The sequence below is a fragment of the Sphingomonas sp. Leaf4 genome (assembly GCF_920939515.1).
GTDB lineage: Bacteria > Pseudomonadota > Alphaproteobacteria > Sphingomonadales > Sphingomonadaceae > Sphingomonas.
In genome coordinates, this window is record NZ_CAKLBB010000013.1 from 1 (window position 1) to 12,611 (window position 12,611).

8 protein-coding genes and 3 pseudogenes are annotated in these 12,611 nt (G+C 58.2%); 5 read left to right on the forward strand and 6 right to left on the reverse strand.

Annotation, left to right across the window (positions count from 1 at the left end; all coding sequences use genetic code 11):
- Positions 1-264: 264 nt before the first annotated feature.
- Positions 265-1,350 carry an acyltransferase family protein gene (locus LRA89_RS17200; RefSeq protein WP_230772190.1) on the reverse strand — a complete coding sequence of 362 codons (1,086 nt, stop codon included), beginning with the start codon at positions 1,348-1,350 and terminating at the stop codon, positions 265-267.
- A 216-nt stretch (positions 1,351-1,566) separates the two neighbouring features.
- Here LRA89_RS17200 and LRA89_RS17205 point away from each other — a divergent pair.
- A pseudogene (locus tag LRA89_RS17205) lies at positions 1,567-1,815 on the forward strand (transposase); the annotation flags it as partial.
- A 147-nt stretch (positions 1,816-1,962) separates the two neighbouring features.
- On the opposite strand, the pseudogene LRA89_RS17210 reads toward LRA89_RS17205, so the two are convergent.
- Positions 1,963-3,053: pseudogene (locus LRA89_RS17210) on the reverse strand (transposase).
- A 67-nt stretch (positions 3,054-3,120) separates the two neighbouring features.
- Here LRA89_RS17210 and LRA89_RS17215 point away from each other — a divergent pair.
- Together LRA89_RS17215 and LRA89_RS17220 are read left to right on the forward strand one after the other, a co-directional pair.
- A pseudogene (locus tag LRA89_RS17215) lies at positions 3,121-3,222 on the forward strand (integrase core domain-containing protein); the annotation flags it as partial.
- Between the two features lie 350 nt (positions 3,223-3,572).
- Positions 3,573-4,736, forward strand: a complete 1,164-nt coding sequence (locus tag LRA89_RS17220) for an acyltransferase family protein (RefSeq protein WP_230772192.1) — start codon at positions 3,573-3,575, stop codon at positions 4,734-4,736.
- On the opposite strand, the gene LRA89_RS17225 is transcribed toward LRA89_RS17220, so the two are convergent.
- Genes LRA89_RS17225 through LRA89_RS17240 form a run of 4 tightly spaced genes read right to left on the reverse strand, consistent with a single transcriptional unit; the run spans position 4,733 to position 9,966 of the window.
- Positions 4,733-6,193: an oligosaccharide flippase family protein gene (locus LRA89_RS17225; protein ID WP_268934938.1), complete on the reverse strand. Its 1,461-nt coding sequence runs from the start codon at positions 6,191-6,193 to the stop codon at positions 4,733-4,735. The two genes, LRA89_RS17220 and LRA89_RS17225, sit on opposite strands and share 4 nt — an antisense overlap.
- Entirely contained in the window at positions 6,190-7,245 is a 1,056-nt protein-coding gene (locus LRA89_RS17230) for a glycosyltransferase family protein (RefSeq protein WP_230772195.1), read from the reverse strand. Before LRA89_RS17230 ends, LRA89_RS17225 begins: the two co-directional genes overlap by 4 nt.
- 23 nt (positions 7,246-7,268) lie before the next feature.
- Positions 7,269-8,558, reverse strand: a complete 1,290-nt coding sequence (locus tag LRA89_RS17235; protein ID WP_230772197.1) for a glycosyltransferase family 4 protein — start codon at positions 8,556-8,558, stop codon at positions 7,269-7,271.
- Complete coding sequence (locus LRA89_RS17240) at positions 8,548-9,966, reverse strand: O-antigen ligase family protein (RefSeq protein ID WP_230772198.1); 1,419 nt, start codon at positions 9,964-9,966, stop codon at positions 8,548-8,550. The genes LRA89_RS17235 and LRA89_RS17240 overlap by 11 nt, the downstream gene beginning before the upstream one ends.
- 189 nt (positions 9,967-10,155) lie before the next feature.
- Here LRA89_RS17240 and LRA89_RS17245 point away from each other — a divergent pair, with 189 nt between their 5' ends.
- Together LRA89_RS17245 and LRA89_RS17250 are read left to right on the forward strand one after the other, a co-directional pair.
- Entirely contained in the window at positions 10,156-11,058 is a 903-nt protein-coding gene (locus LRA89_RS17245) for a glycosyltransferase family 2 protein (protein ID WP_230772199.1), read from the forward strand.
- Positions 11,058-12,605: a hypothetical protein gene (locus LRA89_RS17250; protein WP_230772200.1), complete on the forward strand. Its 1,548-nt coding sequence runs from the start codon at positions 11,058-11,060 to the stop codon at positions 12,603-12,605. Before LRA89_RS17245 ends, LRA89_RS17250 begins: the two co-directional genes overlap by 1 nt.
- Positions 12,606-12,611 lie beyond the last annotated feature (6 nt).

The window sequence follows — 12,611 nt, forward strand, 5'->3', positions numbered from 1 at the left end:
CTCCCGCAGGTCCATCGATAACGGCTTGCCCATCTGACCGGCCTCCTGTCGCCGGTGACAGGCTTGAATCAGACTTCAGTCCCCTTGGGAATCCCTCAACGATTCACGCCGTTCGGATTATGCTCTAACTTATCAGCGGCCTGAAAATGGGGAACACGTCAGCATCGCCACAGTTTTTGAGTAGTGCTTGGCCTAGCTCGGGGACTACGAACAGACAACTACGATGACCTTGATCACTGTGCGCTACCTTGGTCAGCCCGCTACTTATGAACTCGCCTTGGGCGACAGATAACGAGATGTTACTTTGCTGCCGATCGCTCTCAACCAAGAGCGCAGTTGAGGTTCCAGCTTTTGCGAAATGATCAACGAGACGGTTATCACACCAGTCGTTACGAAGAGGGCGGCCCAAAATGGATTCAAGAATGCTGCGATCCGTGCCAAGATGATCTGACCGGTCGACGAATGTAGGAGATAGAGCGGATAGGTAGCCCCACCTATCGCAATCATAACTGGCACGAACCGACGCGGCGACGGTGAGAATGCGCAGGCGGTTACCAGCCCTGCGCCAGTAATAACGATTGCAAAAGCGATCGTAGGATCGAACGGAAAGAACTTACGGAGTGTCTGCTCGGCATGAATATCGATCAGATGCGCCCGCATCAGGAACATAGTGACTGTTAGCAATGCTAGCTTGGGAAGTACCCGTTCTAGATCGGTCAACCGCTGGATTAGCATACCGGCTAGAAAATAAGGTGCCAACTTCACCATTAGGAGCTTACCAAAAACAGGGGGGAGGTAGGGCGCAACTATACACGCAATCGTCCAGCCAACAATGATCGGTAGCGAATCAACACGTTGACGCAACGCAAGCAATAGCGTGACCAGCGCATAAAAGCGCAGTTCGGCGGCCAGCGACCAGTAAACTGGATCGACATAAGGTAAGCCAACGAAGGATTGCAACATTGTCATGTTCGCCAGATATTCGACCCAGTCCGGCTTCCAAAGCGTTTCATGCCCCGTGGTTGCAACTATGAGGCTCAACGCGGTCAGCGTGCAGCAGATCCAGTAGGCGGGATAGAGCCGGAGAATGCGTGCCCATAGGAACGCAATCGCGCCGCGATTACGCGCGCTAAGCGAAATAACAAATCCACTAATTATGAAGAATACTTCGACGCCGAATTGACCGTAGACGAGAATGTTTGGCGTAAGGAAGAAAGAATTCGGTAATATTTTAGTGTAGGGGCCGACGACGCCGTAATGGAATATAACCACTGCCATCGCGCATAGCAGCCGTAGTAGATCGAGATATTCAAAACGGCGCGCACGCGGACTCATTGCCTCTACAGTCATAATAATCCATCACTCCATGTTCGCATGCCATCCTGCCCGAGAGATTGACGTCGTATTGAGAGTCGATCTGTTGGTATACCTGCCAATGAGAATGGCTATTTTCTTGATCAATAGCCTTTAATTTTTACAAATGGTATAAGTGTTTAGGCTCAGGACCTATTAAATATCTTGCGCGAGCGTTGGCGGGTTGATTCATTGGCGGTGGAGGAGCCGCGGATGGGTGACCTGTTGTGGCTGACAGAGAAGCAGATGCAGCGGATCGAGCCGTATTTTTCACTTTCGCATGGTGTTCCGCGCGTGGATGACCGGCGGATCGTCAGCGGCATCATCTTTGTGATCCGCAATGGTCTACGCTGGCGGGATGCACCAGCGGCTTACGGTCCGCCCAAGACGATCTACAACCGGTTCATCCGCTGGAGCCGGATGGGCGTCTTCAACCGCATCTTTGCCGGACTGGCGGCCGAGGGCGGACCACCGGATCAGTTGGGCACCCCCATCAACATGTCGGTCGGCGGTGAGGGCGGGTTAACGGCAGCACGGGATACGTTGCCGGCGGTCTGAGCGAGCCGTTCTCGGTTGTTCCTTGCCAGGGAAGCTCCGCGCCGGGCGCGGCTATCCCATGGCGGCACGTCGTTCGTGGAAGATCAGGCGGTCGATATTGTAGGCGAGGTTGGCAAGGCCCACCTTCACCTCGGCGCGGCGCAAGCCGATGGTGCGGATGAACAGCCCCATCTGGTCCTTCTGCCGGGCGAACACGTGTTCGATGCGGGCACGGACGGCGGAGCGTTTCGCATTGGCCCCGGCGGCGCGGGGCGACATCGGCTTGCCCCTGGGTTTCTTGCGGTGAATGCGACCGACTCGTCCCATCGCCTTCAGCCAGCCTTCGTTGGTGCGGCTGCGATAGGCTGTGTCCGCCCAGACGTCGGATGTCGGAGGCGGTGTTGTCGCGGGCCACCACGTCGCGCAGCATCTGCCCGTCGAAGCGCGCGCCATCGGTGACCTTCCCGCGTCGGATAAAGCTGTAGCGCCGGCAGATCGCGATCGAACTCTTGTAGCCAAAGCCAAAGCCGAAGCTGGCGATGTCGACCCCCGGCCGGCCATCGGGCAGCGCTCGTGCCTTGGCGAACTTCAGCGTCCAGCGCGCATCCGTATCCTTCTGCGCCGCCCTGGCCGGTTCGTCCGGCCAGATCTCCGCCGCAGGCCTCCCGGCCTTGATCGCTTACCCGCTCGAGCGCGGTATTGCGCTGCTTGGGCGCCGCCACCAGCGTGGCGTCGACGATCTGTCCGCCCATCGGCAGATACCCGCGCTCGCGCAGGGACCGGTCGAAGGCGGTGAACAGCGTATCGATCGCCCCGGCGCGCGTCAGTTTCTCGCGGAACAGCCGGATGGTGTTCTCGTCGGGTGTGGCCGCGCCAAGATCGAACCCCAGGAACCGCAGCCAGCTTAAGCGGTCGCGGATCAGGAATTCCATGCGCGCGTTGCTCACCGTGTTCTGTGCTGCCAGGATCAAGGCCTTGAACATCGCCATCGGATCGTACGGCGGGCGACCACCCTTTGCCCCGTCGCCGTACGCCAGCGCCTTCTCCAACGCCGGCCGAAACATCTCGAAGTCCACCACCCGCGCCATCGTCCCCATCGGATCGCCACAGTCCGACAGCGGCTTCAACTGCTCCGATAGCCCGAGCAATCCAGCCTGACGCATCCGCCGCCCTCCATCCTCAGGCGCAGTGAATCATCTTCGGCCGGTTCACGCCAGGGTTCTTGGGGGTGCCCAGCTACCCGCCTGGCTGACCCACTACAACGAGGTTCACCCGCACAAGACGCTGGGCTACCGCTCGCCCCGCGAGTACATCATGCAAACTCGCGAGGTAGGGGGCAACAACATCTACCCGAGGCTTGCCGTGGTTCTTGGAAAAGAACGACCGCAGCCGCGCCATCTGCTCGTCCGTCAGCTAAAACAGGTCGCTCATTCCGGTCTCCTTGCGGAGCCTGAATCAGATTGCGACACTCACATCAATGGGTCCTGACTCTAGCTGACGGTGGATCACGCGCATCGCCTCAACGTCACAGCTGCAATAGATATCGTCGTGCGATGCGAATAATCAGGTCTGCGACAACTTGTGGGCAATCGAAAGCCTGACCGGATGGATACGAAAATGCTGCTTGGAACGATCGACTACCGCTGCAACGATCCGTAGAATATGAAGAGGGATATCACACTATGCCGCTACGGCAGGAAGATAAAGTACCGCATATGGTAGGTTCGAAGGCATGGATACATTCCAACAACATCTTATTGACAGATAGCGTTGCCAATGTTCGCAGTGCGGAGGATAGTCAGAATCTGGAACTCCAGTCATTGCGTGGAATAGCAGCTATGATGGTGTTACTTCATCATGTGCTGCGGCTAGTCACCGATGCCCCGATTGCGCAGTTCATCGGCGAGAACATCCTAAACGCGCATGCTGCCGTAGTGATCTTCTTCGTACTAAGCGGCTATGTGCTTGGATTGTCGTTGGCTCGTCGGGGGTTCAACGTGGAAGGGATGTGGCGTTTCTACTGGCGGCGAGGTTTCCGGATTTTTCCAGCGCTATGGGTCGGCGTGACGCTCGGGCTAGTCTATTTCATGCTGTTTCGCCCACTACCGGCACCTGCCATGCCTGACTGGACTCTGATCCATTATGGGACAAACAACTTTTCACTGGCGAACGTAGTTGGCAGCTATCTCGGTTTTAGTACCTATTTGCTGCCGCCACTTTGGACGATCACCGTCGAACTGGCGGCATCGCTTGTACTGCCGCCCATGGTCTGGATGATCGTCCGGTGGCCTAGTCGGACACCTGCGCTTCTTGCCGGTCTAGCGATGCTCAGCCTCGTTGCAGGGGTGTCGGCACGGCAAATTCCTCTTTACCTAATCGATTTCGCGCTCGGGGCATCACTAGCCTGCTGGCCAGTGATGCGTAGAATTCACCCGTCTGGTGCTGTGACGGTAATTGCATTGATTGTGCTGCTGTTCGGGCGGCTGATTGGCAATTGGTCTTATCATGCTGCCGTGCCGGGGTTGTTTGAAGGAATAGCGGCGAGCATAGTCGTACGCGGCATCACGTTGGGACAGTCACGCTGGTTGCTACACCAAGCGCTTGTTCGAGTTGGTGATTGGTCGTACAGTCTTTATCTTCTGCACCTACCAATCGCCTATGCGATCATACGTTTTCTTGGCACCACCGACCTTATCCGAGGGGAGGGCGGCGCAGTACTGCTAGGCTTGACTACCGTCTTACTCACGCTTCCACTTGCCGCGTTCGTTCATGACTGGGTTGAGCAGCCCGGAATTCGACTTGGCGGCCGCCTGTTAACACGACTGACCGCCCGCAGAAGGCATTAATCCAGAAAGCGCGGCACGAAACGGTGAGGTATCGCCATGCGCACAATCTCGGCCAGCAGCGGGCGGTAAAAGACTAGATAGAAAAGTACGGTGACTAGTCCGCAATCGCCGACCTGAATCACCAGTTGTACGAACGGTGAGAGGTCGGCAAAAACCTGCCCCAGCAGCCAGCTGCTGATACCGCAAAGCAGACCTGCACCGAAGCCTGGCACCATCCAGCGCGCGACCTGTGTTACCGACAAACCAAGTATCTGCGCACCTAACCACATGTAGAACATCAGGAACACCGTTCCAGCGACCGCCATCGCGCCGCTGGCACCGATCAACCCGAACCGGCTACCAGCAACGATGCCAAACACTAGCACCAGCGTACTAGCAACCTGAATCCGAACCTTTTGGGCGAAATGTCGCGTTGCTTCAGACAAAATACTAAAAAGATAGCCCATCATTACTGTCCAAGTGCCGATCGCCAAGAACGGCATCAGCGGTGCAGCCTCGAGCCATTTTCCACCTAAGAGGACGGCGGTGAACGCTTTATGGCTACCAGCGATGCCGAAGGCTACCGGACTGACGATGGTAGCCGCGAACTGGACGAGCCGGCGCATGCCGGACTGCAAACGGTTGCGATCGTCAACCATTAGTACAAGTGCAGAAATCATGACGCGAGTCATCGACGTAGTCAGCAGCTGCACCGGCAGTTGGACGACGGTATATGCGCGGTTAAACAGACCTAGAGCGGTTGGCCCGGCCAGCAGCGTTAGCAACAGCGATGGAATCTGCGCATTGGCAATCTCCAGCGCGGCGATGCGGCCAAGCTGGCCAGCGGAACGGACCAGCACGAACAGCTCTTCTGGCCGAAAGCCAGACAGCCGCAGGCCCGACCCCCAAGTGACAGCCACAACGATCACTATGCTGCCAAATACCTGCGCGAACGCCAACCCCTGCGCACCCCATCCCGCCGCAGACAGTGCGATCGACAGCAGTGCACCAGCGACGATCTGGCTGGCCATCTCACCGAACACGATCCGCCTGAACAGCAATCGCCGCCGCCAATTGACGCGTGGTACCACGCCGATGCTAGCAATGATCTGCGCGACCAGCAATGTGCCGAGCACGCCGGGTGGCATCGTCCAAGACGTGAGCGATGTGGCAATCCAAGCGACAGCAAAGGTGACAAGAGCCACTGATGCAACCACAACAAAGATGATTGTCGCGGTACGGCCGGACGGTGCCACCTCCCCCTGCTGGACGACTAGCGTACGTTCGAGGATGCTGCTCGACAGCCCAGTCGAGGTGTTCGCAAGCGCAAGTGCCGCGATATAGTAGCCATAGTCGCGCGGCATTAGCAGCCGCGATAAGACAACAAGCAATACTACCTGTAGCAGCCCAGAAGCTACCGTAGTTAAGAAGGTCAGCTTAACGCCGCTCCGGACTTTGTTGCCAACCCCCTCGGTCAAAGAGCCAAAATCCGAGCTTGGTGTACCGGCAGTATAGCCTCAAACGCACGTCGGAATAGCACTGTCGCCTCTAGGTGTCTAAAAATCCATGCGCGTCCGGCCAGACCTTCATCCAGCAGTTCAGCGTCGGGCCTACTAGTCAGCCAGCGACAGCATTCCACCGCCTCACGTACCGTGCGGACGCTGTAAAGACCAGGGCAGTCACGAAACAAGAACTCGTACCCGGCATGGTAGCTCGTGACATGCGGCACGCCGGCAGCCAGTGCGATCGGCAGCCTATCCGAAAAATAATAGGCGATCTCGTCGAAGTGATCCCAGTTCGCGGTGATCCGCGCGCTCTGAATCGCCTTTTCCTGATCGGCGAACGGTAACCGCCCACGGGCCCCGGCTAGTCCGACCCAGCCGTTGCCGAACAGCGCGAAACGGGTACCGAACGTGTCGCTCAGTTGGCGCGCAAGCTGCGCGCGCTTCCGCCCGCCGGGCACAAACAAAAATTTTGCTAGCCGCCGATGCCCCTTGTTACCGATCATGACAATGTCATGCTCTTTGGTCGCCAACCTTACGTCGCGCTGCGCAAAGCGGGCGATGTCGAAGCAGTGCGGTAGGAACTGGATCGGCGTGCGGCTATGTTCACTCAAAATGTCTGCCAACGTTCCCAGTCCGCAGGCGAAAGTAATATCGGCATGGCGCACCGCTGAAATGGTCGCCGCGTCGATCCGCTTAATCCGGCGGTCGAAAGGATCGCCTTCATGGTAGGCTATCGTCATGCGCGGATTTTCGCGGCGTAGCCTCATCCACAGTGCTTCGCCCACCTGCGTGTCCTGAACATGCTGTACGAACAGGATGTCGGGTTGAAACCGCAAGACCGCGTCCGAACAGCGATCGTGAAACGCCGTAACGTCCTCTCCACCGGGAGGTTCACGCCGGTAGGAAAAAATTTCAAGCGCGTTGATATCGCCATCGGCTAGCAGCTGTTCGAAGCCGTGGCGTCCTCCGACCTGCCAAGGCAGCGCCACGCGCATTGGCTCGTTCGGCCAGTACATCACCCGCATCGATTTCCCCCTTCATACCGTGTCTACCAGGCACCCGGCCGTTTCTCTGGCTCACCATCCTGCCGCCAACTTAGCAGCGGTCCATATCCGTTGCGCACAGCCGCGTCCCAGCTGAAACTGGCGGCACGCGATTGCGCTTGGCTGGCACGAGCACGCAGCGCGTCTGGATCTGCTATCAACGCAGCAATTGCTGTCGCTAGCCTGTCGACTACTAAAGCATAGCCAGCATCCCGTGCTGATACCACGACGCCCGTATCGCCGACTAATAAGGGCGGTCCACCCAGATTGAGGCAGATTACCGGCAGCCCAAACGTCATCGCCTCCAGTACGACATTTCCACTGGAATCGTGCAGGCTGGGAAAGACGAACAGGTCCGCGTCGCGATAGGCGGCGAACAGTTCTGGCTGCGGCACCGCGCCACGCACGTCAGCACGAATATGGGTGAGCCGTCCGAACCGTTCTCGAACCGCTCGCTCGCGCACGCCCCTGCCGATGACGACCACTTCTACTTGCACGCCTGGCCGGTCCAGTTGTGCCAGCGCGTCAGCCAGCAGCTCCGCGCCCTTCCAATAAAGCAGCCGCCCGGCGAACAGAATGCGACACGGACGTGTTTCTGAATCGGCTGCGGTCGCAAGCACGGAGTTGGCAACAGGTGCGCCAATCTCCACCGTGGTAACGACGCGATTCCCGCCCAAGATCATGCAGCTCGCGCTTTCCGGCGTTTTCATCAGGATGCGACGCGCCCGCAGCTGCATCAGCAGCAGGACTGGGTTGATCCGGGCGATCCCGATCAATGTGGTGCGCACCATCTCAATCAGCAGCGACTTGCGCCCGAATTGACGTACTAGCCGCAGCGGTGCGGTCTCGCCGCCACCCATCGGGCCGAACATGAAGGTCCGCGGCAGCAGGAACAGCAGGGATCCGGTGTTAATGCCGCCATACGTAAGGTGATGGATCAACGTTGCGCCGCGCCACGCCCCCGTCCGCAGAAGGTACAGCAGCGCTGCAATCTGCCAAAGATAATAATAGAGATAATGGCCGGGGGTGCCGAACGGGATAGGACGTGATCCAAAGAATGGGACATAGTGGAAGGTAATGCCGCGGATCGCAGCCCCGTCCGGCCCGGCGGCCCATGCTGTAATCGCGGCGCGGTTGCGGATCTGAGTCAGCACCGACGTATGCTGGCCATGGCGTGCGAGCGTCAAAATCCAATTCCACGCCACCCCCGGTTCTGACCCGCGATCGGGCAAGCAGGCGAAAGCAGAGATCAGAATGTGCGGGGTGCCCGGCCCGGCGGCGTCGTTAGCGGGCATGCAGGGTATCCGTTTGGGTCGAATGGGATATTACAGGCTGAGGTAGCGAACGCTGTTCGCGCGTCGATGTCCATGCCGCCCCCAAACCAAGCATTAGCAGCGGCGATAGTTCGCCGCGGAAATCATAGGAATAGCCAAACAGTACGATGTTAATGACTAGCGCTAAGGCTGCGGGAAAGCTGATGACTGGCTGCGCATCGGTGCGGCGTTTCAGGGCTAGTGCCTTGAGCAGTGCCGCGCCCAACGCGAGTAGCAGGACGGCGACATAGGCGACAACGCCGATGACGCCTTGGATGATGAGCGTCTGAAAGTACATACTGTGGACCGAATTTTCCCAGACCACGCCGCCCCATTCCTGAGTAACGATGAACGGTATCGAGCCAGAAGGAAATCCAAACAACTTGTTCTCCAGCGGCCAGTTTTCGTAGCTTTGCATTACACCTTGCCAGATGAGCTTACGCGTGTTGCTAGTGTGATCACGGTCTAAGACGAATTGAGAGATTCCGTCCGGCAGCACGGTCGCCAGCCCCTGCAGCGAGCTGATGTTCGGGAAGGCCACAATGACGATGCCTAGCAGCAACAGCAGGGCAAAAAACAGCGTCATGCGTATACTACGGGTCAGCCCTTTTTCAAAGGCGAAGACGATCGCCATGCCAACCATGCCGCAGACGATGCCGGTGCCCTGCGCAGTTAATATTAAGCTAACTAGCAACAGTAGCAGCATAAACAGGCCGTACCGCCGCAACGTGCCGCGCATCAGCCCGGACAGTAGCAGGGTGCAACCAATCGCGACCAGCAGCGCACCCCACATTCCAATCATCCGCCCATCAGTCCGCACGAAATCAGTCATAAGCAAACCTGTGAAGTGGCGGACCAAGCACAGCAGCGCCACTAACGTTGCCCCAATTAGGATCGCGGCCTGGGTCCTTTCCGCAATACGGGGGGCACGGGTGATAGCGATCGTTAGCAGTAGGTACACCGCTAGTGGCCCTGTCCCACGCACAGACACAATTGCCGCCATAGGATTGAGCGTTAGCCCGCGCAGCAAGTTAGCGGTTAGAATAACTACCAAGATGATCTCGGGAATGTTCCGCACCCGCAACCCTCGCAGGACTGCGCCGAAGTTAAATGCCAACGCTCCAAGGGCAGACACGAGCACGATCTCGGCAGTAGTCAGGTTATAGCTACCGATGAAGACTAGCGTGTCGTTGCCGACGGCTTCGCGATACACGATCGCGGCAATCCCCATCCAGACAGCCAGCATGAACATGCGCTGGGAGCGCGTTACGTTTTCGCGAACCCGGAACGCCATTAGGCCAGATGTCATATTACCATTGGCTGTGTCGTCTTTCCGTTCGGGAAATTCCGAATCCGAACTGGCATCACGCGCGCTTGTACCCAGTTCCATCGCGTGCTCATCCTTGCAGACCCGATCGTCCCTGCGGCACGGATGGATCCGTGCCGCAGGGACAGCAAACACCGTGCGGCAACGTCGCAATAGAGGATACGAAAAAATCTCGAAACCGAATCTTCCTAGTTTCTGACGGACTGGGTAAGGCTGGCAGGCGGACCTCATGCCAGAAATTAGGAAACCGCGATGAACATTGAAAAATCCGCGGACGTCATCCCGGTGGGTTCCTTGCCGCCGCTGCAAATTGCTGTGCTGGTGACTAGCCATAATCGCCGGGACATCACCGTCCGCGCGATCCGCGCACTCGAACAGGCTCGGCACGTCGCTGATTTACTGATTATACTGCTCGACGACGGTTCGACCGATGGCACCGCTGACGCGGTGGCAGCGATTAGCCCGCAGACCACAATCCTACGGGGATCCGGCGATAATTTCTGGAATGGCGGCCTCCACAAGGCATGGAAACATGCGCTAACGCTGAACGTAGATGCTTTTCTTTGGCTAAACGACGATGTCTTGCTCGACGCGGACGGGCTGAACCGGCTGGTCGTCCAGCATGGCCGGCTGCGCGCTTCGCTCGGCCATGACCGCTTCATCCTTGCCGGAGCAACGCGCGATGCTGCTGGCCGGCTAACCTACAGCGGCAAGCGCTGGCATGCGTCACCTTGGTCGTTTCGACTTGATATTGTCGAACCCGATGCAGCCGACGTGCGGGCGATCGATACCTTCAACGGCAACATTGTACTCGTGCCACAAGCGGTCGTCGATGTGATCGGGATTAACGATTCCGCCTTCCTCCACAATCTTGGCGATTACGATTATGGCCTGCGCGCCTCGCGCCGTGGCATCGACGTTCTGCTGATGCCAGGAACACTTGGAATTTGTGAAGCCAATAACCGCAAGCGCAACGGAAATTACGGTGCTCCTGGCCTGCCGCTGTCCGAACAATGGAAGCTGGTGAACACGCATCGCGGTGTGCCTTTCAGGGACTGGTGGCGGATCACTAGGCGATTTTCGGGTGCTTGGTTGCCGTTCCATTTTTTGCTGCCATATCGCTGGTTAGTGTTGCCACGTCGCGGTCGCAGCTGATGAGCAAGCTGCTGTCCCGTCGGCGGTTCGGGGGGCTTGCCGTCACGGCGCTCGCCATGCCTACCGACGCGGCCGGGGAGCGCATGGTCAAAATCCCAGCCAGCGGGGGTGATTTCGACGACGTCGCCATCCAACGCGCGCTGGACCGGGGAGCCACGACCGTCCTGTTAACCTCAACAGCATACCGCATTTCGACAACCATAGTTGTGCGCGCGGGTCAGACTTTAGCGGCGAAGGGAGCAACGATCAGCGCAGCACAGAGCCCGACCGGACAACTACGCGACATCGGTACCCATGTTGCGATGACGGATTTCTGCGTGCTGCGTGATGTTCATATCGTCGTGGAGGCCGGCGACGCATCGTTCGTCGCGAACCGTACGTCGTCCGTAATCCGGATGGAAGGATCCGGTAGCCGAATCGAACGCACCAAAGTCACGGTCCGGCCAGGCAGGACCGCCACGTACTCCCCAGTGGCGATCACCGTCTGGGGAGTTGGCGTCGTGGACAATGTTATCCAAGACTGCCACTTTACAGGGTGCGGCCTCTATTACAGTTTCGGTTCGGCGCAGCGCACCATCGTCCGACGATGCGTGTTCCTGCGTGCGCCGCAGAACGCATTGACCGGTCTTTGTACGGTGACTTCGCTAGCGGCCGAAGGTCATGTGATTGATGGCAACACGATCCTTTATCCGGGTCGGATGGGAATCGAGGACTTTAGCCGGATTCAAGACGTACCAGCGAAGGTTATTCGTGGTTCGCATATCGTCAACAACCGGATTGTCTCCGAGGCCACCGGCAGGCCGATGCCCGAATATTTTGCGATTTCAGCGGTCGGACTAGACAGCGTTATCGAAGGCAATTGCATCGAGAACTGGCCCACCGCGTTCTGCATTGAGGTTGGCGGTGGACGGGGTGCGCTTATTCGCCGTAACCAGTGTTTATGGACGGACGGCAATCCGAACCGGGTGGTGGCTGTGCAGGTACAGGAACCGGAATATAGTGGGCGCCAGCTAGTCCACGTTACCGCAAACCGGTTCGTCCGGCCCTTCAAGGCGTTGCAGTCGCGCGGCCAAGCCGTGCTATTCTCTGACAATGTCGTCACAGATCCGATCCGGTCGATAGTGGATTATGACCGGCCGGCAGGGACCGCGATGATCTACGACAATATCGTCACGGTCGACAGTTCGCGCCCTCCCGATGTCGCCGATCGCATCCTGTTCTTCGTCCCTGGCCGGACCGACATGCGCCGCAACCGGATCACCTACCGGGCCAACGCGCTAGCGCTGACACACGATTATGGCATTTTCGCCGGTGGCGATGGTAGCATTTTTGATGGTAACAGCTTTACGGTCGATGGCCGCGCTGTGCCTGGTACCGGCGTAATCGCATTGTCGACTAACGGCATGCGGCCAACCGGCGTGCGGGTAAGCGGGACCCGGTCCAAGGGGCCAGTCCGTGCGGATTATTCCAATATGCCCGGCTTGCAGGAACCTGTAGCGAACCAGTGGAGCGGCGGTGTTATTGGGAAGGCACGTCTTGGACGCTGACCTGTA